At 56.3% G+C, this 25656-nt stretch carries 18 protein-coding genes and 1 riboswitch; of the genes, 8 read left to right on the forward strand and 10 right to left on the reverse strand.

Annotated features, from left to right (window positions below):
* Window positions 1-17 precede the first annotated feature (17 nt).
* A complete protein-coding gene (locus ABEA92_RS09230) occupies window positions 18-1292 on the reverse strand; it encodes a tetratricopeptide repeat protein (protein ID WP_345683528.1) in 1275 nt (424 codons plus the stop codon).
* A gap of 951 nt (window positions 1293-2243) precedes the next feature.
* On the opposite strand from ABEA92_RS09230, the gene ABEA92_RS09235 reads away from it, so the two are divergent.
* Entirely contained in the window at window positions 2244-3362 is a 1119-nt protein-coding gene (locus tag ABEA92_RS09235) for a DUF1559 family PulG-like putative transporter (protein WP_425572410.1), read from the forward strand.
* Between the two features lie 657 nt (window positions 3363-4019).
* Here ABEA92_RS09235 and ABEA92_RS09240 read toward each other — a convergent pair.
* The 3 genes from ABEA92_RS09240 to ABEA92_RS09250 all read right to left on the reverse strand — a co-directional run bounded on the left by ABEA92_RS09240 (window position 4020) and on the right by ABEA92_RS09250 (window position 7147).
* The gene (locus tag ABEA92_RS09240) at window positions 4020-4514 is read right to left on the reverse strand and encodes a DUF1844 domain-containing protein (RefSeq protein WP_345683529.1); all 495 of its coding nucleotides are present in this window, start codon (window positions 4512-4514) and stop codon (window positions 4020-4022) included.
* Between the two features lie 51 nt (window positions 4515-4565).
* Window positions 4566-6206 (reverse strand): CTP synthase, encoded by a 1641-nt coding sequence (pyrG, locus tag ABEA92_RS09245; RefSeq protein ID WP_345683530.1) that lies wholly within the window; start codon window positions 6204-6206, stop codon window positions 4566-4568.
* Between the two features lie 62 nt (window positions 6207-6268).
* Window positions 6269-7147 carry a 3-deoxy-manno-octulosonate cytidylyltransferase gene (locus ABEA92_RS09250; RefSeq protein ID WP_345683531.1) on the reverse strand — a complete coding sequence of 293 codons (879 nt, stop codon included), beginning with the start codon at window positions 7145-7147 and terminating at the stop codon, window positions 6269-6271.
* Window positions 7148-7282: 135 nt separating this feature from the next.
* Window positions 7283-7571, forward strand: a riboswitch (cobalamin riboswitch).
* A gap of 298 nt (window positions 7572-7869) precedes the next feature.
* On the opposite strand from ABEA92_RS09250, the gene ABEA92_RS09255 reads away from it, so the two are divergent.
* The 3 genes from ABEA92_RS09255 to ABEA92_RS09265 all read left to right on the forward strand — a co-directional run bounded on the left by ABEA92_RS09255 (window position 7870) and on the right by ABEA92_RS09265 (window position 15015).
* A complete protein-coding gene (locus tag ABEA92_RS09255) occupies window positions 7870-8718 on the forward strand; it encodes a DUF1559 family PulG-like putative transporter (protein WP_345683532.1) in 849 nt (282 codons plus the stop codon).
* 82 nt (window positions 8719-8800) lie between these two features.
* A complete protein-coding gene (locus ABEA92_RS09260; RefSeq protein ID WP_345683533.1) occupies window positions 8801-14812 on the forward strand; it encodes a DUF4465 domain-containing protein in 6012 nt (2003 codons plus the stop codon).
* Window positions 14809-15015 carry a DUF1289 domain-containing protein gene (locus ABEA92_RS09265; RefSeq protein ID WP_345683534.1) on the forward strand — a complete coding sequence of 69 codons (207 nt, stop codon included), beginning with the start codon at window positions 14809-14811 and terminating at the stop codon, window positions 15013-15015. The genes ABEA92_RS09260 and ABEA92_RS09265 overlap by 4 nt, the downstream gene beginning before the upstream one ends.
* A gap of 93 nt (window positions 15016-15108) precedes the next feature.
* Here ABEA92_RS09265 and ABEA92_RS09270 read toward each other — a convergent pair whose 3' ends face one another.
* The 3 genes from ABEA92_RS09270 to ABEA92_RS09280 all read right to left on the reverse strand — a co-directional run bounded on the left by ABEA92_RS09270 (window position 15109) and on the right by ABEA92_RS09280 (window position 18076).
* Entirely contained in the window at window positions 15109-17157 is a 2049-nt protein-coding gene (locus tag ABEA92_RS09270) for a PTS sugar transporter subunit IIA (RefSeq protein WP_345683535.1), read from the reverse strand.
* Window positions 17158-17346: 189 nt separating this feature from the next.
* Window positions 17347-17850, reverse strand: coding sequence for a hypothetical protein (locus tag ABEA92_RS09275; RefSeq protein WP_345683536.1), 504 nt, complete (start codon window positions 17848-17850; stop codon window positions 17347-17349).
* Window positions 17851-17881: 31 nt separating this feature from the next.
* Window positions 17882-18076 carry a Flp family type IVb pilin gene (locus ABEA92_RS09280; RefSeq protein WP_345683537.1) on the reverse strand — a complete coding sequence of 65 codons (195 nt, stop codon included), beginning with the start codon at window positions 18074-18076 and terminating at the stop codon, window positions 17882-17884.
* 586 nt (window positions 18077-18662) lie between these two features.
* Between ABEA92_RS09280 and ABEA92_RS09285 the strand changes: the two genes are divergently transcribed.
* The 3 genes from ABEA92_RS09285 to ABEA92_RS09295 are packed head-to-tail and all read left to right on the forward strand — an operon-like array spanning window position 18663 to window position 22647.
* Complete coding sequence (locus ABEA92_RS09285) at window positions 18663-20432, forward strand: hypothetical protein (protein ID WP_345683538.1); 1770 nt, start codon at window positions 18663-18665, stop codon at window positions 20430-20432.
* Window positions 20429-21709 carry a CNNM domain-containing protein gene (locus ABEA92_RS09290; protein ID WP_345683539.1) on the forward strand — a complete coding sequence of 427 codons (1281 nt, stop codon included), beginning with the start codon at window positions 20429-20431 and terminating at the stop codon, window positions 21707-21709. Before ABEA92_RS09285 ends, ABEA92_RS09290 begins: the two co-directional genes overlap by 4 nt.
* Window positions 21706-22647, forward strand: coding sequence for a CNNM domain-containing protein (locus ABEA92_RS09295; protein WP_345683540.1), 942 nt, complete (start codon window positions 21706-21708; stop codon window positions 22645-22647). The genes ABEA92_RS09290 and ABEA92_RS09295 overlap by 4 nt, the downstream gene beginning before the upstream one ends.
* Window positions 22648-22664: 17 nt before the next feature.
* Here the strand turns inward: ABEA92_RS09295 and ABEA92_RS09300 are convergent, their stop codons facing one another.
* Window positions 22665-23177 (reverse strand): hypothetical protein, encoded by a 513-nt coding sequence (locus ABEA92_RS09300; RefSeq protein WP_345683541.1) that lies wholly within the window; start codon window positions 23175-23177, stop codon window positions 22665-22667.
* A 96-nt stretch (window positions 23178-23273) separates the two neighbouring features.
* Window positions 23274-24191: a tetratricopeptide repeat protein gene (locus ABEA92_RS09305; protein ID WP_345683542.1), complete on the reverse strand. Its 918-nt coding sequence runs from the start codon at window positions 24189-24191 to the stop codon at window positions 23274-23276.
* Between the two features lie 250 nt (window positions 24192-24441).
* Here ABEA92_RS09305 and ABEA92_RS09310 point away from each other — a divergent pair, with 250 nt between their 5' ends.
* Window positions 24442-24879, forward strand: coding sequence for a hypothetical protein (locus tag ABEA92_RS09310; RefSeq protein WP_345683543.1), 438 nt, complete (start codon window positions 24442-24444; stop codon window positions 24877-24879).
* Window positions 24880-25106: 227 nt separating this feature from the next.
* On the opposite strand, the gene ABEA92_RS09315 is transcribed toward ABEA92_RS09310, so the two are convergent.
* Window positions 25107-25613 carry a Fur family transcriptional regulator gene (locus ABEA92_RS09315; protein ID WP_345683544.1) on the reverse strand — a complete coding sequence of 169 codons (507 nt, stop codon included), beginning with the start codon at window positions 25611-25613 and terminating at the stop codon, window positions 25107-25109.
* Window positions 25614-25656 lie beyond the last annotated feature (43 nt).

Raw genomic sequence — 25656 nt, forward strand, 5'->3', positions numbered from 1 at the left:
GGCTAGTCCAGCGATCGCTAGGGGGTAGCGGTGGTCGCTGCGTTGGAAATTTGGTCGATTCGAATTGCCAATTGGTCGGCCACGCTTTGGTCGTTCATCGTGACCGCGTATTGGTACAATTGCTCGAGCACGTTCATTGGTAAGGTTTCGATCGTCGAGAGTCCGAGGATCGATTTTCGTAGCTGCGTTCCCATGGACGCGATTTTCAGCGTTGATTCCGCTTCGCTCGTACGGTTTTGCAGTCGTAGCGTCTCGGCAAGCTGAGTTTGGCTTTTCCAATCATATGGATCTTTTGTGATCGCTTGGCGAAACGCCCGTTCCGCTTCGGCGAATTCATCTCGCATTCGGTGCAGCCAGCCCTTGTAGCGAAAAAAGCGTGCGTCATTCGCGGCGCTGGCAGGGACTTGTGACAATAGCTTGGCGACCTTTTGGGCGTCGCCACGGTCCGAGTACGTGCTCAGCAGAATCGCTAAGAGTTCAAGGTTCTCGGGATAACGCTCGAGTGTAAGGAGTAGTTGATTTTCCAGTTGGGCGAGTTCCGTTTGTCGTTGGTTGGTGTCGACTAGGGCGTCCGCGGATTCGCCTAGCCCGATCGTGCGAGCCTCGTTGACCAGCATCGCGACCTCGAACATTTCCTTGTTCTCGCCACTTTCCAACCACCTCGCATTGGTCTCTTTTCCAGTGCTGTAGACGATCGAATCGAGGCTGATTAAGTAGACGTAGGTTGCCGGGGAATCGCTCTCGTTTTCAATCGCTAGGCGCGCTTGCGCGAGCGCCTTGGCACGCTGGGCCGTGATCCCGTAATGTCGCAGTAGTTCACGCTGGGCTTCGGTCGATCGCGGGTTGATCTGGGTTGCTTCTTTAAGTTTTGTTTCGCCGATCATGGGGCGGTTGAGCGGGCCGAGGTACAGTTGCGCCTGTTGAACCTTTGCGTGGGCCGCCGCGGGATCGGTTGCCGGGATTTGCGATAATAAATGGTTGATTGCTTGTTCGAACGAGCCGCGGTGCTGGGCGGCTTCGGCTGCGTACATCCGAGCCATTGGCGAGTCGGGATCGCGGTCAAGCCACACATTCGTTGCGGCGGCGACTTGGTCCCAATCCTGAACCGCACGTGCGGATTGCACCACCGTGTGCAGCTGGAACAGTTGGTATCGGCGAACGAGTATCACCGCAAGGATAACCCCGGCGAAGATGATCAATAGAGCCGCGATCTTTCCGCGATTGTGTTTTGGTTTGGTGTCACCCTCAGCGGTGTGGGCCGCCGTTCGCGGTTGGCGTGCGTTGCGGGCCATAGGCCGTTTTCCTAGGACAGCGAGACAAGAAGGATGATGTGTTCTAGCACGTGGCGGGGCGATGTGGGGTCAGTCGGTAAAATATCTCATTGTTTTTGCGCAGACGCTCATTGATCCAAGGATTTAGCGTGCAAACAATTTCAATGAAGTTTGGCGTGGATTCTGTCGCTATGCCTTGTGTCCCCTTTTTATTGGTGCTGGATTGATGAAAAAGAGAGTCTTTTTACTGCCCGTTGGCGTGATGCTAATATCAATGTTGGTTCTCGGGTGTAGTCAGGAGACACCGAACATGACCACCGCGCCACCGCCACCTCCGACCCCCGAGCAGTTGAAGGCTCAAGCCGAGCATTATTCCGCTCCGTCTCCTCGAGACCGGCAGCAGTAGGAATTCGCAATCGCCCGGCCTGCGATCTTTTCTTGATGCCGTCATTCACGGTTCCACCTATTTCGTCGCACGGCTTGTCGGGTGTCGTTCGCTTTTACTGAGGGGGCATTCTCGCCGCTGGCTTGCGGATACGCCTCGACAAGGTGGCTGACGCGATCAGTGGCTGTGTTTCTTGCTTGCTCTTCTTTGTCCGTGTGGGCTGAAGTCAGTCGGTTTGTCACTGGGGGCGGCTCAGCGAGGGCCCGCGTGCTGCGCGTCTGTGGGCGTCACTGCCCGTAGCGTTAGCCCGGGCACGAATTCGGCTTGGTAAAATGTATCAGGATTTATGCGTGAAAACTCATTGGAACTCACTGCTTTTCTGCGTAATAATTGAGTTTACTCCTGCTATTTGCTCTTTGTTGACGTGTTTGTGGCTGGTTCTTGCGCGTTCGCGTGTATGGGGGACTGGCGATTTTTGAAGTCGATGGCGTGGCAATATGTGTTAGCGTTTTGTTTTTTGTGGCGAGGCAGGTTGTCAGGGGAATCCGTCGATTTCTCCTGCTTATCACTTTTTATCGAGGGGTCTTATGAGAATGTACGTCAAACGCCAGGGGTTTACCCTGGTTGAGTTGCTCGTCGTGATCGCCATTATTGGTGTTTTGGTCGGGCTTTTGCTTCCTGCGGTGCAGGCGGCACGCGAGGCGGCTCGTCGCATGCAGTGCAGTAACAACGTCAAGCAGATCGGTCTTGGGCTGCATAACTACCACGCCGCCTACAATCAATTGCCCAAGCAGGCTGGTGGGTCGACACCGCCGGGGACGCGGTCCAATGTCAATTTCCTCAGCTTCTTGGTGGGGATCTTGCCGTTTGTCGAGCAACAGTCGATGTGGGAACAGATCAGTAACCCATCGACCGTCAACGGAAATTGGCCCGCGATGGGTCCGGAGACTTGGAACACCGGCTATGATCCATGGCGAACCACCATCGGGACCTATCGTTGCCCAAGCGATCCGTATGTTTCCGCGCCAGGACAATTTGGTAGTAACAACTACGCCTGCTGTATCGGCGACGGTATCCCATGGACCGATCGCGGGGGCGTTGATGATGCAAACAGTACGGTGAACCCAGCGGCGGACATGCATTTACGAGGCATGTTCAAGACTCGCCGCGTGACCGGTTTCCGCGATACGCTCGATGGATTGTCCAACACGATCATGGGCGGCGAGATTGTTTGTGATGCAGGTCGTCGCGAGATCATTGCGCAGCCGGTGTTCATCGACAATGGCGACAATCATTTCAACCCAACGCACCCGAAGTGTACGGCCAATGCGATTGATCCGGCGCGTCCGCAGTTCTACGTTGCGTCGGCAGAGCTTCAGTACAGCAAGGTCGATGAGTGGCGAAAGGGGCATCGTTGGATGTGCGGGTTGCCGATGTATACCGCGATCAACACCATTCGGCCTCCGAACAAAGAGAGCTGCATGTCGCACAATAGCGATGGTCGCGAAGGGACCTATACGGTGAGCAGTCGGCACCAGGGCGGCGCCCACGTGTTGATGGGGGACGGCGCGGTCAAGTTCATCACCGATTCGATCGAGGCCGGCAATCAGTCGGTAGGGATCGCCGTTCCCGGGATGGCAAGTCCCTATGGTTTGTGGGGAGCGCTAGGGACGGCGATGGGCAAAGAAACGCAGACGCTCGAGTAGCCGTACTGTTTTTTCCAAAAAGCAAAGAGCGGGGCGACTCCGATGAGTCGACCCGCTTTTTTTGTTGCGTGATTCAAACGGTGTGCAGCGAACGTTGAGCTGTCGTCCGCGCTAACGCCAAGCGGTTGATGTTTCTAGCGGTTGATGTTTCTAGCGGAGCGGCGCAGGACCTCGCTCAGTAAATATCGAACGTTTTGCTTGCTGCAACCGCGCGGGCCCCGCACCGCACCGCTACGAAAGCAGATGGCATTGGCCTTGCGCTGGATTGCTAAAACTCTGGTATTGACGTCGGATATTGGGATGAGTTTTGCTTTCAGCATATAACGCAGTCACCTCTCCACCGACGAAGTCGGGGGAGAGGTCGAGCACGCCCTTTAGGCGTTGCTCGGGTGAGGGGGCGACCGCGCTATCGGCGAGCAGCTCGGGTGCAAGCGTCGTTGTCGCCAGCGAGTGGATTGCTCAGTCAGCCCCCTCACCCGAACGTCGCTGAAGGCTCCGTTCGACCTCTCCCCCAACGATGTTGGTGGAGAGGTGGCAGAAAGCCAACGCAACCAAAAAATCACAACAAGCCCAATGTTTCAGCGTTCCAGGCTTGCGCCGCGAACGCTACTTAACGTAGACGCATCGTTTTCACGAGGCGTCTGGGGGAGAAGTGGATTACGGCGTCGCTTTGGTGTTGACGTACATCATGCGAAGTGCGTGGAGGGCCTCAGAAAGCATTTTGGATTCATCGTCGCTGAGGTTGCCTTTGGTCTTTTCGCCAAGCATGTCGATCGTGTCGATGTAGTGTTTGGCAAACGGCTTATTGACTTTCGCTTCGCCACTGGCTGGATCTGGGATCTGGCCTAGTGTCGCCATCGCTTGCGTGAACAGCATCGAAATCAGCACTTCGAACGACGCCGGAGGTGGGCTCTGCAGTGCCGCCTCTTGGTCCGCTTTTTGGGCTTCGCCTGCGGCCGGAGTCTTTTGCTCGGCGGCTACCGATTTGTCGTCGCTTTCTGCTTCCGCCGACGCGTCCTTGTCGCCGCTTGACTCGGATTCCGCTTTCGCGCTGGCGGCTTCTTTTTCTTTGGCGACCTGCTCTTTCCAGTCGCTGTCAACAATGATTTTTGGTTCTTCGGACGGAGTTTCGTCGTGGTTGGGGTCGCTCATGACAATACCTTTGAAATCGATGATGTGTCGAGAGTTTGATTTCAGTTGTGCTTAGCGCTGGCTGACGCTGGGGGCTTCTTTGTCTTCGCGATGCAGGCGTCGGTTGACTGCCGCTTGGACGAACCCAGCGAACAACGGATGTGCCTTCAGCGGTTTGCTCTTGAATTCGGGGTGGTATTGAACGGCCACAAACCAAGGATGGTCAGGCAGTTCGACGATTTCAACGAGCCCGCCATCGGGGCTTGTGCCCGCAAAACGCATTCCGCTGGCTTCATATTGCTGGCGGAATTCGTTGTTGAATTCATAACGGTGGCGATGGCGTTCGTCCACTTGATCGCTTCCGTACGCCTTGCCCGAGATGCTGTCGCGGTCCAGTTTGGTCGGTTGGCTGCCCAGTCGCATGGTGCCGCCCATTTGCGTGACGTTTTGCTGTTCGTCGAGCAGGCAGATGACCGGGTGTGGGGTGTCTTTGTCAAATTCGCTCGAATGAGCGGCATCAAGTCCAACGACGTTGCGGCCGTATTCGATCACGGCGCACTGCATCCCCAGGCAGATACCGAGGAATGGGATACCGCGTTGGCGTGCGAATTGGATCGCTTGCACTTTGCCTTCGACCCCTCGTTCGCCGAATCCACCGGGAACCAGGATGCCGTGATAACCGCTGAGCAGTCGTTCGGCGCCTTCGCGTTCGATATCGGCACTTTGGATTCGTCCGATACGAATTTGAGCTTGGTGATGGATGCCCGCATGATCGATCGCTTCGTAGATCGATTTGTAGGCGTCTTTGTGTTCGGCGTACTTGCCGACCACTGCGATCGAGACTTCGTGGTGCGGGTTGCGAAGCCGGTGCAGTAGATCCGTCCACGGCGAGATATCCAAGCTCGATGCGGACAATCCCAATTTCTTGACCACGAGTTCGTCAAGCTTGTTGTCGACTAACGAAAGCGGGACTTCGTAGATCGAGAAGTCTTTGTCTTTTTCTTCGATGACGGCTTCGACCGGCACATTGCAGAACAGAGCGATTTTTTCGCGGTCATCGCGACTGATCGAATGTTCACAGCGGCAAACCAGCACGTCTGGTTGGATCCCGATTTCACGCAATTGGCCGACCGAGTGTTGGGTCGGTTTGGTTTTCAGTTCGTCGGCGGCCTTCAGGTACGGCACCAGCGTCAGGTGCATGTACAGGCAGTTTTCGCGTCCCACGTCGAGCGAAAATTGTCGGATCGCTTCGAGGAATGGCAGGCTTTCAATGTCCCCAACCGTGCCGCCGATCTCGGTAATCACGACGTCGACGTCGTCACCACCCATCCGCTTGATCACGGACTTGATCTCGTTGGTGATGTGCGGGATGACCTGAACGGTTTTGCCAAGGAATTGGCCTTTGCGTTCTTTTTCGATCACCGACAGGTAGATTTGCCCTGTCGTGTAGTTGCAGTCGCGAGAAAGTCGGCCTGAGGTGAACCGCTCGTAATGCCCTAGGTCGAGGTCGGTTTCGCTGCCGTCATCCAGGACGTAGACCTCGCCATGTTGGTAGGGACTCATCGTCCCAGGGTCGACGTTGATATAGGGATCCAGCTTTTGCATGCGGACCCGCAACCCTCGCTGCTCGAGCAGCATCCCCATCGAAGCGCTGGTCAAGCCTTTGCCAAGCGAACTAACAACGCCACCGGTTACAAAAATGTGTTTCGTCATGGAACGAAATCATAACGAAATGGGAAAAAGACGGAAGTCGTCGCAGGCCCAGCGAATCGCTTTTAGCCGATCCGCCCGACAAACGCTTGGAAATCGGCTTCGGTGTCGATTCCCGAGGCGGCCGATTGGACGCGGCCGACGACAATTCGCTTGCCCGCTTCGATCGCTCGCAGTTGCTCCAGACGCTCGGACTGCTCCAGCGGGCTGGGCGGTTGTTTGGAGAACCAATCCAGAAAATCGCGGCGATAGGCATACAAACCGACGTGGTGCCAAAACAGAGGCGGTTCCATTGCAAGCGTCTCTGGGGTGATCCCGCTGCGACAATGCGGCACAGCTTCGCGGCTGAAATAAATTGCGGTGCCGGCGAATTGAGAGGCCGCCGGTGTGGTGCCGGCATCCCCTTGGTTGTCCTTCGCAATCTTGCCCACTGTGTTATTGGCCTCGGCGTTGTCCACCTGCCCTGCCCTGCTCTGCCCTGCTTCGCATCCTCCCGCCGCAACGACGATTTTGACGCAGGCCGGGTCGTGCAGCAGTGATTCGCTGCGAATGGGGGTCCCAACGGTGGCAATGTCCGCGTTCGCATCGTGGATCAGCATCGTGCCGACAAGATCCACGGTGTGTGGATCAATTTCGGGTTCGTCGCCTTGGACGTTGATAAAGACGTCGAAATCGGGGAATTGGGCAGCAACTTCGGCAATTCGGTCGGTCCCGCTCGGGCAGTCCACGCGGGTCATGACCACGCGGCCGCCAAACGAATTGACTTCCTCGGCCAGTTTTTCGTCATCGACGGCAACCACGACGGCGTCGGCAATGCTGGCTTTCGACGCCGCTTCCCACGTGTGCTGGAGGATCGACTTGCCCCCCGCTCTGCGAAGCAGCTTTTCGGGGAGTCGCGTTGACGCCAAGCGAGCGGGGATGACGATCATGCAGCGATTATTCATCAGATTTCCGAAGTCCTCGTGTGAAAGAAAAGTCCTACTCTCGCCCACTATCATCCCGTCAAAAGTGGGGCAAGGTAAACCGGGGCGACCTTGCAAGTTGGGCGTTTGACAATGATTTGGCAAGCCGATAGAGTCGTCAGTTAACGGTGAGCGGTGCCGCAAAGTCAACGGATCTTGGGTTTTGCGGAAACAGGGAACTTCGGTGAAATTCCGAGACGGCCCGGCCGCTGTAACGGATGTTGTTCGCGAGGGAATGTCACTTTGGGGTGACGTTTTCGCGAACCGCCAACTTCTCACTCTTTCGTGCCATTGTTCTTGAAATTGTGTTTGTCGCCATTGGGCGTCGGATCATTTAGGAATGAGAAGGCGGAAGAAGATGGCATGCATCCCGAGTCAGAAGACCTACCGCGTCACCGGATGCTTTAGAACGCGCTGCGTGCGATCGAGTTGTCTGCAACCCGGTCGCTCACTTTGCGTTCTGAAAAAAACCTTCTTGGGTGAGGTTAGCGTCGCGATCGAACCGTCTCGCTGTGCAAAGGGCGTTTTGCAGTGAGCCGCTGTTGTTGATTTTCCTTGGCATGAATGCCGTCGATTGGCTCTCCCCCTGCCCTTCGCCTTTGCGAGTTTGGCGGAGGACGCTCGGCGACATCCAATCGGTCTTTCCCCTCTAAATCGTTGGCGGTACGTCGATGAGGTTCCTCGATTGTGAACGAACAAACCCGGTGCGGGACAGGCTCGCGGCCTGTCGTCCGCAGTCGGTTTCGTTTTCACACCTCGGTCGATCCAACGTTCGCAATCGCGACCGCGGTTTCACGCTGGTCGAGTTGCTGGTCGTGATTGCCATCATCGGAGCACTGGTGGGATTGTTATTGCCAGCGGTGCAAGCCGCACGCGAAGCCGCACGTCGGATGCAGTGCCACAATCGTTTGCATCAGATCGGGCTGGGGCTGCAAAACTATCACGCTGCGTTCAGTCAGTTTCCCATTGGGGTGATCCAACCACGTCCGCTGTGGCCAAAAGGCAAAGAGATTGCCTGGTCGGCAATGATGTTGCCGCAAATCGAACAGACCGCCGTTTGGCAGCAGATTGATTTCGGGGTTCCCTACGATGATCCCAAAAACGCCACCGCCGCTGCATCGGTCATCTCGACCTTTATCTGTCCTTCGACCCCTCGCAGCGACAATTTGAAAAAGGGTCGCGGGGTGACCGATTACGGTGGCATCTATGGCGAACGAATTCGCAGCACCAACAATCCGCCCTCGGGAGTGATGATTTATGACCGAGCGATCCGGTTTCGCGACATTTTGGACGGCACCTCCACCACCGTCGTGGTGTCCGAGGACGCTGATTTTCCCGATGGGCAATGGATCAACGGAAAGAACTTGTTTGACCAAGCTTTCCCGATCAACAAGGCGCCAAGTTTTGAAAACGACATGCGAAGTTTTCATCCGCAAGGCGTCAACGCAGCTTTTGCCGATGGATCGGTTCGCTTTCTTAACGAGAGCATGGACCTGACACTGCTGGCAGCCATTTGCACGCGTGCGGGTCACGAAGTGGTCTCGGATTTTTAGTTTTTACACGGTTAGCAACATCCTGTGTCGCTCGAGATTGAGCATTCGCACACAGATACTCTCTACACGATAAACACCTCCTATGCGTCAACGTACAAACCAACTTCGCCGTCGCCGCCGACTGATTACCGAACGACTCGAGGACCGCCGTTTGATGGCCGCCGGACCTTACGCTCCGGCAGCGGGCCAATCCGGCAGCACGGCGATCGCAATGGATGATCCCGCCATCATCGCCTGGGCAACCGATTGGCAGCAGTACGCTCCTGGTTCCGACGTCAGCGAGACGTTCCAGACACCGGACAAAGCGTTGGGCCCGGCGGCGGGAAACAGTTTTGATATCGTCTCGCTCGGCCGAGGCGGCGAGATCACGTTGCAGTTTGAAATTCCGATTCGTGACGGACTTGGGGCCGATTTCGCCGTTTTCGAAAACAGTGTGACCGACACGTTTCTCGAACTCGCGTTTGTCGAAGTCTCCTCCAACGGCACTGACTTTTTCCGTTTCGATACCGATTCGTTGACCAGTTCGTCGGTAGGCGCTTTTGGCAGCGTCGACCCGACGAACATTGATGGCTTTGCCGGAAAGTATCGGCAAGGCTTTGGAACGCCCTTTGACCTGAATGACTTGGCGGGCGTGAGTGCCGATTTAGATGTCAACGCAATCAGCTACGTTCGCATCATTGATATCGTTGGTGATGGATCACAAACCGATTCCAATGGCGATACCGTTTATGATCCCTATCCGACGGTGGGCAGTGCGGGGTTTGATCTGGATGCCATCGGTGTGATCAATCAAGCCGCCTATGACGTTTCGTCGGTTGGGTTCGAAGATGTCGGGCAATCGCTGACGCCTGAGTCGCACTGGAACGGGCCTGTTTCCGGTGGCACGACCAGCGAAGGGCCTTATGGGGACCAAGTCACCAAGGGCGAATTCACGAGCGACGAAGCACAGTTAAACAATGCCTACTCGCTTGACTATGGTTCTTGGTCGGGTTGGGCGTATTCCAATGAAACCAACACGTCGACCCCTGGGTTTGCGAACCAATTCAGCGCCATCACCGGTGGTGGTGCCAACGATTCCGCTACCTACGGTGTCGCCTTTGCCTCCGCGACCGGGGAAGACGTCGCGACGATTACGTTGCCCGAGGATGCCGGGGCACTGCAGTCGATCCAGATCACCAATACGACCTACGCCGCTTTGTCGATGCAAAACGGCGACTCGTTTGCAAAGAAATTCGGCGGCGCCTCGGGGACCGATGCGGATTGGTTCCTGTTGACGATCCAAGGAAAGGACGATTCGGGAACGAGTGTTGGCACCGTCGACTTTTACCTCGCGGATTTTCGCAGTGATGATTCGTCGTTGGATTACATCGTCGACACGTGGACCGACGTCGATCTGAGTTCGCTAGGCAATGCGAGTTCGCTCGAATTTTGGGTGACTTCGTCCGATGTCGGCCCGTTTGGGATGAACACTCCTGCCTACTTTGCCATGGATGAGTTGTCGTTTTTGACACCAGGAATTGCCGTCGATGTGCTCGATCATGCAATCGTTGAAAACGCTGGTGCGACCGCGACGACCGGACGGGTGACGCGGGGCGAGAAGGACTTGTCCGCTGCGATGACCGTTTCACTCTCGAGCGACACGGCCGGATTGATCATTCCGCCATCGGTCACGATTCCTGCAGGCCAGGCTTTTGTTGATTTCAACATCGGCGTCACCGATAACACCATCGGCAATGGGGATATCGTCGCCTCGATCACCGCAACCTCAGGCGGTTTGAGCGCGGTTCGTGCGATCACGATCACCGACGACGAGTTGCCCACCTTGATGGTGTCGGTGGAACCGGAATCGATTGACGAAGGGACCACGGTTTACGGAACGCTCACACGCATCTATTCGGATACGACCGAGGCGTTGACGGTCCAGCTTTCGAGTTCTTCGCCGACGATTGCTGCGGTTGCCTCGACGGTCACGATTCCCGCAGGCGCCGCTTCGGCGTCGTTCGCGATCTCGGCTGTCGATGATGATGTCGATCACGGCACGACCACGGTTCAGTTCACCGCGACGGCGACCGGTTTCTTGTCACTGCCAAGTTCGGTGGCCGTCAACGACAACGACCAACCCGCGATCCAGGTGACCGCTAACACTAACACGCTGAGCGAATCCGACGCTGTCCCCACCGCCCAGTTTGAAGATTTGGGGGTCGGTTTGGCGAACGAGTCGTTCGACAACGGGGCTAGCGGCAATGGCCAATTCATCAGTAACGGCTTGACGTTCAATAACGCTTACAACGCCACTTGGGGTTCATGGTCGGGTTGGGCGATCTCGAACACGACCGATACGGTGACCCCCGGGTACCTGAATCAATACAGTGCGATTGCGGGTGGCGGAGCGTATGGTTCGCGGACGTATGCCGTGTCGTCAGGGTACGCTGCCGATTTGCCTAGCATCACTCGCGATAGTGATAACGGGATTGGGTTCGAGCAGTTGTCGATCACCAATACGACTTATGCCGCGTTGTCGATGGCCAACGGCGATGCGTTTGCCAAGCAGTTTGGCGGCGCCGATGGATCGGATCCGGATTGGTTTTTGTTGACGATCGAAGGGGTCGACGAAGCAGGCGATTCGGTCGGGACGGTCGAGTTCTATTTGGCGGATTATCGTTTCGATGATGACTCGCTCGATTACATCGTCGACGATTGGACGGTGGTCGATGTGTCGTCACTCGAGGGCGCCGTGAAGCTCGAATTCGCTTTGAGTTCTTCGGATGTCGGCGGGTTTGGGATGAACACACCTGCCTACTTTGCCGTCGACAACGTCGTCATCGCCGAACCAAGTGACCCCGCCAACCCGGCTCCGTCGATCACCGTGTCACGACAAAATATGGACTTTTCGCAACCGCTCGACGTACAGCTTTCGGTCAGTGACGCGAGCCAAGTGCGAGTGCCGGTCGAGGTGACCATTCCCGCCGGTCAAGCTTCGGTCGAGGTGCGGTTGGACATCGTGGATGATATCGTCGTTGACGGCGACGCGGTCGTGACGATCACGGCGACCGCAGATTCGCTCTCGAGCGAAACGACCCTCACGATCGCCGATGATGATCAGCAGACAGTGGTGGTCACGCTCGGTTCGCAAGAGCTCGACGAGTCGTTTGGGACGGCCAATGCTGACTTTGAAGATGCCGGACAGCGGTTGATCGACAACTCGTTCTACAAAGGCCAGGACGGTGCGGGAAGTTTCCAATCCGGAAACCTTGTCTTTGCTAACAGCTACAATCCGGCCTGGGGATCATGGTCCGGTTGGGCGCTGTCGAACACCACCGACCAAACGACGGCCGGCTACGGTAACCAGTTCAGTGCGTTTGCGGGCAGTGGTGCCAATGGCTCGTCGACCTACGCGGTGGGCACCGGAGTCACCGGCAGCTCGGCCGCCGTGATTCAAAAGAACAGTGACGGATTGTTCGATTCGTTGATGGTCACCAACACCACCTATGCGGCGTTGTCGATGATCCAAGGGGACGCGTTTGCCAAGAAGTTTGGTGGTGAATCGGGCGACGATCCCGACTACCTGCTGTTGACGATCGAAGGATTGGATGCCAATGACCAATCGATTGGGACCGTGACGTTCTACCTTGCGGATTATCGTTTCGCAGACAATGCACTGGACTACATCGTCCAAGATTGGACCAAGGTTGATTTGACGCAAATCGCAGCAGCCGAGCGACTCGAGCTCTCCGTCACCTCGTCGGACGTTGGCGCGTTTGGCGTGAATACACCTGCTTATTTCGCGGTCGATGACGTTCACGTCCAACCGGCGACCGAGCCGGCGGGATACGGCGTGGTGCATCGTAACGACAATGATTTGTCGAGTCCTTTGGTGGTCACTTTGGAAGCCGATCCCAGCGGGCGTCTGCAATTGCCGACAACGGTAACCATTCCGGCCGGCAGCCCCGTCGCCTCGTTCTCGTTTGATGTGATCGACGATGCGATCGCCAATGGCGACACGACCATTGCGGTCTCGGCGGCGGTCGATGGATACACGTCGGTGCCGGGGCAAATCAGCGTGCTCGATGACGACCAACCGCAAATCGGATTGTGGCTTGATCAATTGACGTTCGCCGAAGACGTGGGCGTCGGTGCGATCACCGGAGTGATTTCGCGAAACGATGCCAACCTGGATTCGGCCATCGAGGTATCGATCGATGTCGGGTCGGCCAGTGGAATCGTGTTGCCTGCGACCGTGACCATTCCTGCGGGCAGCCGCTCGGTTGCCTTTACCGGCGACGTCGTCTCGGACGGGTTCGCAGGCGACGACCAAACCGTAACGATCACCGCCCAGGCTCTTGGTCATGCTGATGCCACTGCGACGATTGAATTGACCGAGGTGGATCAGCCTGCCCTGGCAATCGAGTTTTCCGAAGCGACTGTTAACGAAGATGAGGGTGAGGCTGCGGTTGAATTGACCGTGTCGCGAAACAGCTTGGACGTTTCCGAAGCGTTGGTGGTTTCGCTTCAAGGTGTTGTCGATACTCGGCTGGACCTGCCCGATTCGATCACCATTCCCGCAAACCAACGCTCGGCATCGATCACCATCGATTTGATCGACAACGTGCGGCTTGACGGTGATCGTGACGAAGAGGTAACGGTTGCTGCCGGCGGGTTTGCCGATGGGGTGGGGACGATTCGAGTCAATGATGATGAAGTCGCGGAGATCGAACTCGCGATCAGCGGTGATGCGATCCAAGTGAGTGAATCGGGGACGACTGATACGTTCGAAGTTCGCTTGTCGGCACAGCCCGCGACCGATGTCGTGCTTGCCGTCACCGAATCTGCCTCGGGTGACTACGGTCTGGACAAGACACGATTGGTGTTCACGAGCGAAAACTGGAACGTCCCGCAGACGGTCACGGTGACCGGCGTTGCCGACTTTGTTGTCGAAGCAACGGAATCCCATTCGATTGTCGTGTCGGTGGTTTCCGACGAATCGGACGCTGGGTTTGCCGCTGCCGAATCGGTCTCGCTAAGTTTGACCATCGAAGAGGTTGCGATCGAGAATGTCGAATTGGTCCGCCAGGATGAGTCGCTGTTCATTCGCGATCTTGATTCCGCGAACCGCTTTGCATTGACGCAAACCGAGGACGGATTGCAGTGGGTGGGTGATGACCGCGTCCAGCAGCTCGCGGTGGATGCCGAGGTCGTCGGTGATCAATCGGTGACGCTCGATTTGGCAGGCGGGGATGATCAGGTGACGTTGACCGGTTTGTCGACGGTGAAAATCAATGGCGGTGACGGTTTCGATCGTTTGACCGTGTCGCTGTCCGAAAGCGAAATCGACCTCGCTGCGTTCCTGGCGAACCAAATCAGTGGTTTCGAAGAAGTGGTGATTGCGGCGACCGAAGCGAAAATGTTAAGTCTGGATGCCAACGCCATCGCTCAGGCGTTTGGTCCCAACGCGTCGATGGTACTGCATATTGGCGTCTCGCAGTTGACCACCAGCTCGGATTGGACACTCGAAGATCCTACCTTCGTTTCCGGTGTATTCGCTCAAGTGCTTCGCTATAACGACGTTGAGATTTTGGTTATCAGCGATTCGCCGTGGCGAAATTCGCGCGATCGATGGGATGTCAACAACAGCGGATCCGTGACCGCGTCGGACGCGTTGACGATCATCAACCGCTTGCCGCTGCAAGGGGAATCGAGTCTGCCGGTAATCGAGTCGCTGGCTGATTTTACCGGGATGTATTACGACGTTTCCGGTGATGGCAAAGTCACCGCGCTGGATGCGCTGAACGTGATCAATTACTTGAACAACACCCTCGTAACGCCGTCGGCAGAACCCGAAATGGCAACCGCCCTGCCCTTCCCCGCTGCAAATGCAACGACCTCGGCAATCCGAAGCACGCAGGTCCACAGCGATTTGGTAGTCGATACGACGACCAACCGTTTGCTCTCCTTTGGCACCGAATCATCGCACCACCGCGTCAATGTCATCGATCAGGTGATGCGAGACTTCAGTGGCGATGTTGCTGAGCTTGACGACGAATTCGAGTCGGCCTCTGGCTCGCTCGACTGGGATTGGTTGGGTGGTCTGCGATGAGTGATCCCGCGACAAGTGGTGATGGCGGAGTGAAATCGCCATGCATCGGCACCTGCTCGCTTGATTCAAGCGATCTTTGTGTCGGCTGTGATCGCAGCCGCATGGAGGTCGCTCGTTGGTCGAGTGCCTCGGTCGCAGAAAAACGGACGATCCTCCAGCGATGTGTGCAGCGTCGCCAAGCACGCGAGCAATCGGCGCAGTAGTGTTGCAAATGTGGGATAGGCTTCCAGACTGTCATCAGGTGCAGGCCTTGCCGGATGACAGGAACCGGCAACAGGCTAGAAGCCTATCCCACACTAGCCTGGCAGGCTGCTGGAGGATTCGTTTGGCGTTTCGGCGGCATCGAGCGCCGCTAGGTGCTCTTTCTTGAAGAATCGATCGGCCACCAGCCGAATCGGTACCAATAGCGTGATGAATAGCGGAAAGACAATCGCGATCGCGCTGCTTTTGATCACCCACAAGACCGCCAAGCAGATGAGTTGCAAGATCGTGTAAAGATGCACGACTCGTTTGGGGACACGTCGCATGTAGTGCGCCTGCGGGTACAAACTGCTTTCCATCGGCAGCAGCGTCAGTCGTTCGAGGAACTGATTTCCCTTCATCGACACTAGCCCCATGAACAGGAAGATTCCGTACAGCACCGCCATCGGCACCATCTTCAACAGCGCCAATGCGATCAGCGATCCACCGATACCCAGATGAATAAGCAAGCCGGTCAAGCGTGTTTCGCGGACGTGAATTATCCGGTCGCGTCGCTCGCCGCTACGCGTCACTACCTCTTCGACATCCGCCAAGCTGCGAATGTGATTCAGCGATCGCACTGTCGCTGCAACCAACCAGGGAAGTCCAAACAGACTGAAGACTCCGGTTAGGATGCCAATCACGCCGAGGTCCCAGTGATACGCGGGACCTTTGCGAAGCTGATGATCCGGGCTGTTGACCAATCGAGCGGTGATGTTTTGATCCAGATAGATCAGCACGGCACCGAGCAGTCCGGGGATCGCAGAGGCAAACCAGACCCACTGGGGCGCGTCCATCGGATTGACGAACCAAGACCGGCCGCCGTGAAGCGAGGGGGCGAACTCATTGGGGATGTCAAGTTTTGCCAGTTCCACATTGCTCAGCCAAAATGCGACCGCGCTCATTGCGACCAATGCAATCGTCGGCCCAAAGTCGCCTAGCAGTTCACGCATCCATGGCAATAGAAAACGGCTGCGGCGGAACGCTTGCAAGTTCATTGCCAAATACAACGTTCCAAGCGCCAGCAGCAGCGTCAATAACGCATGCGACGGGTTGGCCACGTCGTTAATGTCTTGGGATTCGCGGGCCAGCGACGAGAGGGCTTCGTAGATATAGATGACCGAGATCAATGCCGCAAAGATTTCGTCGGTGAAACGCGTAAAGTAACGCATCAACGCGCTTGCGTCGGTAACCGCCAACAGGATCGTCAGCCCGCCGGCCCACAGACTGACACATGCGTACGTCGGTAAAAAAGGGATTTTGAGCTGTAGGCATAACGTGTAAAGCGTCGTGATGAACACCAACAACGGACCGGTGGTCCCGATGATGATCAGTGGTTGACCCGAGAACAATGCATATAAGACTCCGCCGAACGAAGCCGCCAAAATCGTCTCGACCGCTCCGATGTGTCCGCCGGTCGTCACACCCATGATCCCGCCGAACGTGACGGTCGGGGCCAAGCAAGCGAAGAACAAAAACATGATCGACGCGATACTTTTGCCGTGCACGCCATCGCGAAAATCGGAAACGTAGTATGGCAATCGGTGGCGAAAATCGTCGATCAATCCGCCGGCAAAGCGACCTGTCCAACGCAACCCCTTGTGAACGTCGACTTCCGGCGCCGGTGCGGCTGGAGCAATCCGCGACTGAAAATGCTGAAACGCTTCAGTGAGTCCCTCGGCGTCCTTGGCGTGGCGAAGCTCGTAACGGGCTTCTGAATCGCTCATAAAACGAGCAATGGCGGCCAACGTGTCGATGTGACGCCGCGCGGCTTGGTCAGGACCGACTAGCAAGAAGATGTAGGAAACCCCCACACCGTCCAACGCTCCGGCGTTGATCGGTTGCCGCAAACGGGCGAACACGACCAACGGTTCCGTCAGGATTTCACTGTAAGCATGTGGCACGGCCACCGCTTGACCGATCGCCGTGGCTGCGGTGTGTTCTCGTTGTAGCAGTAGCGAAAGCAGCGGATCTCGTTGCTCGGGCGAGATCGTTCCGCGGCGAGCAAGTTCGTGCAGGATCTTGCCTAGCGCGTCATCGAGGGTTGATGCTTCAAGATCCAGAATGCATCGATCCTCGCTGAAAGATTTTTCGAGCAACTCCATGCTGTCTTGTCCACTTTCGCGTTGATTCGGTCAGATTGTCGTCTAAGAGTATGCCATATCAAGAGGCACGGGACGATTGCCGAAGCAGTGATTGACCGTCCAAAACGAAAAAGGATGCCAAAATTGACAGCGCTCGGCACCCGCCACCCAGGAACGAGCGTACTGTGTCCGGTTGATCGAAGCGGGTCTTTAGAGCAGCACGTCGACGACTTCCTTGGACGGATCCGCTGGTTTGCGAGGCCCGCTTGGGTTCTTTGATTCTTCACGCAACACCAACAGCTCCGCACGAACTTCATTGAACAATTCGGCGATTTCGCTCCAGTGATCATGCTCGCGAAAGTTCAGTGGACGGGGACTTTCGCCGGCGATCAAACGCTGTAATTCGCCTCGCAGCCGACAAATCGGGCCTGCAAAGCGGTTTGTCGTGGCCAGCAAATCGTAGGCAGCAATCGGCAAAATCACAAATAGACCTGGAATCCAGGTGATCGCGTCATCAAGACACTCGATCATCCGGTCGGTGGACGTGCCATCGCGGTCCGAAAGAAAAACGGTACAGCAGAAGACGACGCTGTAATACAGAATCGCCGCGAACGCGTAGAGTGCCACGCGACGCAGGATAGCGCCTTGAACATGTGGATCGGCAATCACATGTTTTCGAGTCGAGTTCGACGAGAATCGTTTGAGGTCCATCATTTTGCGTCCACAGGATTGTCCGTTCTCAGCACTAGCTACCGAACGCACCACTGATCGCGTCGCCGGACGTCACAAAGCTTTCTTGCGTTTTGGCGGCTAAAAACGAGACCGAGCTGATGCAGACGGCAAGGATCAACGCCAGCATCACTGCGTACTCGACTGCCGTGGGACCATCTTCTTCTCGCAGGAATTCAAGGACCGCACGTTTGTAAGAAGGCTTGATCATGATGGTAAGTTCTTGTCTGTATTTCATCGCGTTGCTGGCTTGCCCCAAGCACTTACATTAAAAGCCAGCCATTCGCTTTTAATACATTCTTCGAAACTTGTGCTCTATTATCAAAACCATAGTGCGCCCATGCGCGTAGTACGGAGGGCTTCTGTGGGGTCGTGCTGATTTTGTGTGTTCGATGGTCGAAGAGGCTGAATTTGCCGGTTAGATTGATAATCCGTCAAACCCTCAGTCTGGTGGGGGATTCCCCTAGGATTGACTGTCCACTTTGAATAGCGGCCTTGGGGGGGCAACGCTGTGAAGCATTTACCGGCGGAAAATTGCAGCATTTGCGTTCCGTAGCGACGCTCGCCAGAGCGTGGATTGTTGGCGTGCGAATGCGAATGACCACCTTCTGGCGAAGGTAGCTACGAGAAAATACTTCACCGCCTTGCTCTGGGGGGGCATCTCTCGCAAAAGAGGACCTCCAAAACGCCCGCCAATGGCGACCAGCGACAAATCGATGGTGGCTGTTTCACCACGATGGGTTTGGTAACCTGTAACGGATCCTCGTCATCCCTATCACTGTCACGTTATCACCAGCATGCTCGGACCCGTATTTAATCGCGAAGCGTTGGTCGTTCCGAAACGGCCCAAGACCTACCTCAGCCGAGGCGTCTACGTGCTGGTGCTGTTTCTGCTGCTGTGCACGGGCTATTTGGTGCTCGACGGTTCTCGGTCGCTGCTGACGACCTCGGATTCGGCGCGTTTTGGCGGCTGGATGTTCGCCTTGTTGTCGCCGCTGCAATTTCTGGTGCTCAGCAGTTTGGCCGCCGTGGGAGCCGCCAGTAGTGTGGCTCAAGAAAAGGATCGCCGTACGCTGTTGTTGCTGCTGATGACGCGGCTGAGTGGTTTCGAGGTCGTGGTGGGCAAATTGACCGCCAGCCTGCTGGGGCCGCTTTCGATGCTGGTTTGCGCCATGCCCCTGTTTTTGGTGCTGCCGCTGCTTGGCGGTGTCTCGCCTGCACAAGTGTTGAGTGTGTTTGTGGTGACCGCCGCGACGATTGTCTTTGCCGGTTCGGTCGGGACGGTGGTGGGATTGTGGCGTGAGAAGACCTTTCAAGCGATCGCACTAACCGTGCTGTTGTTGTTGATGTACATGGCCATCGCCGAGATCATTGCGGTCATCGGTGGCGTTCCCGAGACGATTGCGTTGGCGCTCAGCCCGCCACGCGCGCTGCTGGCCGCTGCCTCGCCGCTGGCCAGTTTGTCGAGCGCGACGGCGATCGGGATCAGTTACTTTGTCGGTGTGTCGGTGTTGATGTCGATCGCGACGCTGGTCTTCGGCGTGATGAAGGTGCGAATTTGGAACCCGTCGCGAGACGTTCGCTTGAAGGCACCGGAACCGGAAACGTCCGAAGATTTGCGAGAGTATTCCGAGCCCGCGACCTGGAAAGTACGTCAGGCACGCCAGGTTTGGAAGAATCCAATTTTGTGGCGCGAGATCATGACTTGGGCTTACGGCCGCAAAGTCGTGGTGATCCGAGTCGCCTTTGTCGCATTGTTCCTGCTGGTGGCGGGGGCACTCTATTTCCAGATTCAAAGCGGCGTGGCGATGGAGCCTGCCGGGCGGATCGGTCGCGCCCTGCCTGCGGCGACGTTGCCATTGGCGGCGCTTGGGGTGATCAGTTTGGTGTTGGTCAACGCGTTGGCGGTCAATGCCGTCACAGGCGAACGCGACGGATTGGCGCTGGATTTGTTGTTGGTCACCGATCTAACGCCTAGCGAATTTGTGTTTGGCAAACTGTTGGGCGTGCTGTACGTCGCCAAAGAAATGATCCTGCTTCCATTGGCGTTGGTCGTCTATTTGGCGGCCAACGGGGTGATGACGGTCGAGAACGCGACGTATTTGTTTGTTGGGGCGATCACGTTGTACGTGTTCGTTTCGATGTTGGGGATTCACTCGGCACTGAACTACGTGGCCGGACGCACCGCCACGCTGGCGAGTCTCGGGACCGTCTTTTTTCTCTGCGTCGGGATTGCGATTTGCATGACGATCATGGTCAGTTTCCGTGGTGCGTTCCAGCTGCAATTGGCTCCATTTTTGGTCATGATTCTTGGTGGAGGGGCGGCGCTATTCGCGTCCTTGGGATGGCGAAACCCGTCCTCGGCAATCTTTGCCGCTTCGTTCTTGTTGCCCTTGATCACGTTTTACGCCATCACTCAATTTTTGTTGCAGACCGACCATCTGTTTGTCGTCTTCTCGTTGGTGGTCGGTTACGGATTCACCACCGCCGCGATGATGATTCCTGCCTTGAGCGAGTTTGATGTGTCGCTTGATCGTGATCGTGGCGCCGGTGGAGATTCCGCTTGAGTCCGCTATTAGCAGCTTGGGGATGGCTGCTGGTGATGGGAGTGTTGATCCTGCTAAGCGCACTCTTTAGTGGTAGTGAAGCGGCGTTTTTTTCGCTGCCTCATCGCGAACGCTTGCGATTGAAGCGACGCGGCGTCACCGGCCGCATGGCGGCGGCGATGTTGGACGATTCGGATCGTTTGCTGTCGGCGATCTTGTTTTGGAATCTTCTCATTAACATGACGTACTTTGCGATCGCTTCGATCGTGGGGACCAAATTGCAAGAGGATCCGCAAGGCGGCTCGTCGCTCGCGGTCGGCTTCACTGCGGGCAGCTTGATGGTGATCATCTTCTTTAGCGAGATGTTGCCCAAAAGTATTGCGGTGCTTGCCCCGGCACGGCTGAGTCTGCTTGTCGCACCGCCGCTGAATATCGCGGTCAAAATCGTCAGCCCGGTGTTGCCGTTGGTCAAAACGACCAACCTTGCCGTCAGCCGTTTGATTTGGCCGTCGTTTCGCCCCGAACCGGAAATCGATCTCGCCGATATCGAACGCGCCATCGAACTGGGAACCGACGACGCGGCGCTACTGCAACGCGAGCGGATCGTGTTGTCAGGACTGGTGGAAATGGCCGAAATTCGCGTTGCCGAACTGATGCGGCTTCGGAGCAAGTTGATGTTGTGCACCGTTGACGAAGTGCATCAGATTTTCAGCCAAGATCAACCGCTAAACGGCTACGTTTTGATCACCGACAGCGCCGGAGAATCGATTGATGCGGCGATCAGCATCCGCTTGTTACGCCCCAGCCAAATCGACGATATCGCCAATGCGATGGAACCGGTGATCTACGTCCCTTGGTCGGCCCGTGTGTCGCAAGTCCTCGATCAGCTCAACGACGACGACCGCAGTGTTGCTGTGGTCGTGAACGAGTTTGGCGAAGCCATCGGGGCGATCACGATCGACGATATTTTGCAATACGTTTTTGCTTCGCGGCACGCGCACGAGATGGATACGATTGGGGAAGCGACCATCCAAATGCTCGAAGAAAATCACTACCGTGTCCACGGATCCGCCAGCGCGCGTGCACTGGCCAAACGATTGGGGATCGAAACGGTCGAAGAGGGCGTGACGACGGTGGCGGGGCTGATCCAGCGACATAACGAACGACTACCCCGCGTTGGCGATCGTGCTCCGCTGGATCGTTACACGCTGGAGGTGATCGAGGAAAAAGACGATGCGGTGTGGATCGATGTCCGTGTGATCGAAGAACGTTCTGATTCACCGGAGATGCCGTCATGATGATCGCGATAATCATCTTCACGGTCGGGTTGTTGCTGAGCGCGTTTTTTAGTGGCAGCGAAACGGGGCTGTACCGTGTCTCGCGAACCCGCTTGGTGCTCGACGGGCTCAGTGGTTCACGCATGGCGCGTGGGGTCGTATGGCTTTTAAATCATCCTGCGATCTTTGTCGCAACGATGTTGGTCGGAAACAATATCGCCAACTACTTGGTCAGTTTGGCGATCGTGATGGCCGCGTTGATCTTGTTCGGTGTCGACACCAGCGCGGAACTGATCGGTCCTGTGTTGATGACGCCTGTCGTGTTTGTGCTGGGCGAATTGTTGCCAAAGTACCTGTTCTTTCACGCTCCCTATCGGTTGCTGCGAGCGACCCGCCCTGCACTGCTGATCGCCACGATTGTATTTGCGCCGGTCACGATCCTGTTGGGATTGCTGGGCAACGCACTGCGGTTGCTTACCGGCGAGACGCCGTTCCGCGTGCGATTGACGATGGCTCGCGGTGAATTGGATCAAGTGTTACGAGACGGTCACGAAGCCGGCATCTTGGCGGCCGGCCAGCGGGTGTTGGCCCAGAACTTGTTCGAAGTCGGCAATCAACCGGCCGTTTCGTACGGAGTGCCGCCCCAGCGTTTGGCGATCGTGCAGGCGCCAGTGAATGTGTCCGAGGCGAAACAGCAAGCTCGTCGACGCAACCACCCCATCGTGCTCGTCCAGCGTGGCGGGCGAATCATCGGCTTTTTGCGTTATGCCGATTTGTGTGTTGCCAATCCGCGAGTCGACATCAAACCGGTCATTCGAGGGCGAACTACTGATCGACATCTGCGGATTCTGCTGCGGCTATATGATGCCGCAAGCGACGTGGCGGTGTTATTTGATGATCATGGTGACATGCGATCCGTCGTCACACGCCGTCAATTACTGCAGCCGCTGATCAAATAGTTTTCCCATCCCGGGATTCATTTGGAATAACCGAGTGTTCCGATCACCATCAACATCTCGTCACACGTGATGTAGCGGCGGTGGTGTTCCAATTTGTATTGGTCGATCGCCAATGCGAGTTGACGTCCCTCTTCGGAAAGCCCACTGTGCGAGCTGCCGAATTGACGACGTTCGCCACGCGGTTTGGACGCGTCTTTGGCTCGACGATCGACAAATGCATCGGATGCAGACGCAGGTTGGCTCGACACCGAAAAGTTTTCCGGAGTTACCGCTGACAGATAGTTTGTAGGTACATTCGATTGTTGCATCAGTTCACTCTTTACTGGATGAGCATGGTAATCCATTGAAAGCCTACCTTGCAAAATCGCTTGCCGTCGTGTTTGCGACTCTTTTCGCGGAGGTTTCTCGTTTTTGCCGCTCATGGTCACCCCTAATCGCACCGGATAACCGTCGCCATCGCTACAACCCACCCGCTGCCGCGTTTTGAAATGATGCGTCGGGTTGTGATTTGCCGGGAAAAAATCGACCATGGCGCAGCTCCAAAACTGACGCATCGCGGCTTACTCGACCAACAGACCGTTGACGAATTGGGCTACGAAATTGGTACGTGCCGTTGGGCAATGCCGTTACCGCAAACTCGCTGGCATGTCGAACCCGTGTTGTTCGTTGGCCAGCCGCTCTTGTTGCTTTTTGACCTCGTTTGCCCAATTGGCTTCACCGCCTAGTGCATTGGGGCCTACCAGATTTGGGTTCAGCCGCAGCGCCATCGCCAGCGATTCTTTGGCCGCTTCGACGTTGCCTTGGTCCAACAACAGCGTGGCGAGTTCAAGACGCGCCGTCGAGTCGGTGGGGTCTTTCTCGGTCGCACGCACGAAACATTTTTGAGCTTCGTCGCTGCGTCCAAGCTGCCGCATCGCGATCCCCTGCAGCACGTCCGCGCGTGCCGGGGTGGCATCGGTTCCCATTCCGTCCTGCAACCGATCCAATGTTGCCAACAGCCGTCCGTACCGATGTTCTCGGTGATAGATTTCCGCTGCCTGCAATTGGACTTCGGGAAAATCAGGCTGCAGCGCCAACGCACGATGGTACGCTGCCAACGCTTCGGGCAGCTGGCCTGCTGCGAGCAAACAATCGCCTCGCAATGCCCACACGTCGGCCGAGCTGCGGGCCGCCGCCAACGCCGCAAGACTTTGCTGCTGAGCCTCTTGGTCGCGTCCCACTTCGAGATACATGCGGCCGAGTCGCTGGACCCGTTTGGGATCGCTGGCGCTGAGCCGGACCGCTTGCTCCATGTGCTCGATTGCGGCGTCATGTTCACCGCGTTGCCAAAGCGATTCCGCCAACCCCCAATGGGCACGGTCATCGGCGCTAGACACCTCCAACGCGTCACTGAACAAGGTTTCAGCGACATCCCACTGGTTGCTGTGCATCGCTTTGAACCCCTGCCCGGAAAGCCGCCGAGCCGCAATCGATTGCCGACTTTCGCCAATCCGCCGAATCGAGCGGCAGCCGGCTAACGCCAACACCGCTATCATCAGTATCATGAGGGCGAAATTCGATTTCATTTCAGCTTGATCGCGTTGGGAAAAGAACGTTCGTTACTTCTTCTAGCAAGATTTCTCTGTTAAAAGCAATGTAAAGATCGGTAATTGGGGCCACGTCCGCCGCGTTGCTTGAGGACGTGTTTTTTTCCAGCCAATGTTACGTTTTGCCAACGTCCCCTTTATCGATCACCTTCGTCCTTACTGCGGCGGGGTTTGCACCTGCCCATTACGCAAAATTCAAAACGAGATAATGCCAGCAACTTTTGACGAATTTGGACTCCGTTTCCTGTATCCCGACAACTGGACTTCCGTTGTCGACGAGGAAGAAGCAGGCAACAGTGCAACGCTGCAGATGCCAAGCGGCGGGTTCTGTTCGATCGTCCGCGACCAGAGTCAGAATTTGGACGAGCAGCTTGTTGACGAAATTCGCGATGCCATCATTGCCGAATACAACGAGGTGGAATCCGAAATCCTGCCGATCGATTCCTTCTTTGACAACGGTTTGGCGGTCGATCTGAAGTTCTACTATCTCGATCTGCTGATCATGCTGCGGACGATCGTGACGCGGATCGCCGGTCAGCGATTTGTGATTCAGATCCAGGCCGAGAGTCGCGACTTTGATGCCAACGAAATGGTCTTCGGCGCCATCCTGAAACAGATCCGCGAGTGTGACCCCAGCGACGACTGAGTCGTTGATCGATTACGTTGTTGATCGCTCCGCGATCACAACGCCCAGCGCCATTCACTTTTGCACTAAACGGATGTTTTTTATAGCGGTGCGGCATGAGCCGCCCGGTCAAAATCGAACGTCTTACTCGCCGCAACCGGGCGGGCCCCGCACCGCGAGCGCTACCCAAAGTAGATGACGCTGGCCCAACGCCATCTGCCGCTACAAAAGCCACTCCCAATCCTGGACTAAACCAAGTCTTGCTTGCGTTTTTTGCGGCGGCTCTTGCTGCATTCGCGGCACACCCCGTGGATGATCATGCGGTGACCCGAGATGCGAAATCCATGCTCGACGCCGATCTCTTCAAGCAGCTTGGTGAGCGGTTCGCTTTGGAACTCGAACAGCTCGCGACAACGAGTGCAGTACAGATGATCGTGCTGGGGGTAACCGTAGTCGTGTTCGTAGACCGTCCGTCCTTCGAGCTGGAAGCTTTTCAGCAGCCCGGCGTCGACGAATTCACGCAGCGTTCGATAGACCGTCGCGCTGCTGACATAGTTCTTGGCCCCTTTTCGAGGCAAGCGATCAATCAGTTCGTCGGCATCAAAATGGTCGTGGTGACTAAAGACTTGATCGACCAACGTTTTGCGTTGGCTGGTTTGTCGAAGCCCACGCGTTTGCAGGTACTCCTCAAAACGCTCTTGAGGGGTCAGCGAAACGTCGATTGGTTGAAGCGAAGGAGATGATGAGTCAGACACGTTGAAAAGTATTGGCGGTAGCGTCGGTGCATTGCGGGGCGAA

It is taken from the genome of Novipirellula caenicola, assembly GCF_039545035.1.
Taxonomy (GTDB): Bacteria; Planctomycetota; Planctomycetia; order Pirellulales; family Pirellulaceae; genus Novipirellula; species Novipirellula caenicola.

Coding starts and splice junctions, on each gene's coding strand:
- ABEA92_RS09240 (WP_345683529.1), bottom strand. CDS start 4,514: ATGAGCGACCCCAACCACGACGAAACTCCGTCCGAAGAACCAAAAATC.
- ABEA92_RS09270 (WP_345683535.1), bottom strand. CDS start 17,157: ATGGAGTTGCTCGAAAAATCTTTCAGCGAGGATCGATGCATTCTGGAT.
- ABEA92_RS09295 (WP_345683540.1), top strand. CDS start 21,706: ATGATGATCGCGATAATCATCTTCACGGTCGGGTTGTTGCTGAGCGCG.
- ABEA92_RS09235 (WP_425572410.1), top strand. CDS start 2,244: ATGAGAATGTACGTCAAACGCCAGGGGTTTACCCTGGTTGAGTTGCTC.
- ABEA92_RS09305 (WP_345683542.1), bottom strand. CDS start 24,191: ATGATACTGATGATAGCGGTGTTGGCGTTAGCCGGCTGCCGCTCGATT.
- ABEA92_RS09280 (WP_345683537.1), bottom strand. CDS start 18,076: ATGATCAAGCCTTCTTACAAACGTGCGGTCCTTGAATTCCTGCGAGAA.
- ABEA92_RS09260 (WP_345683533.1), top strand. CDS start 8,801: ATGCGTCAACGTACAAACCAACTTCGCCGTCGCCGCCGACTGATTACC.
- ABEA92_RS09265 (WP_345683534.1), top strand. CDS start 14,809: ATGAGTGATCCCGCGACAAGTGGTGATGGCGGAGTGAAATCGCCATGC.
- ABEA92_RS09230 (WP_345683528.1), bottom strand. CDS start 1,292: ATGGCCCGCAACGCACGCCAACCGCGAACGGCGGCCCACACCGCTGAG.
- ABEA92_RS09275 (WP_345683536.1), bottom strand. CDS start 17,850: ATGATGGACCTCAAACGATTCTCGTCGAACTCGACTCGAAAACATGTG.
- pyrG (WP_345683530.1), bottom strand. CDS start 6,206: ATGACGAAACACATTTTTGTAACCGGTGGCGTTGTTAGTTCGCTTGGC.
- ABEA92_RS09250 (WP_345683531.1), bottom strand. CDS start 7,147: ATGAATAATCGCTGCATGATCGTCATCCCCGCTCGCTTGGCGTCAACG.
- ABEA92_RS09285 (WP_345683538.1), top strand. CDS start 18,663: ATGCTCGGACCCGTATTTAATCGCGAAGCGTTGGTCGTTCCGAAACGG.
- ABEA92_RS09310 (WP_345683543.1), top strand. CDS start 24,442: ATGCCAGCAACTTTTGACGAATTTGGACTCCGTTTCCTGTATCCCGAC.
- ABEA92_RS09300 (WP_345683541.1), bottom strand. CDS start 23,177: ATGGTCGATTTTTTCCCGGCAAATCACAACCCGACGCATCATTTCAAA.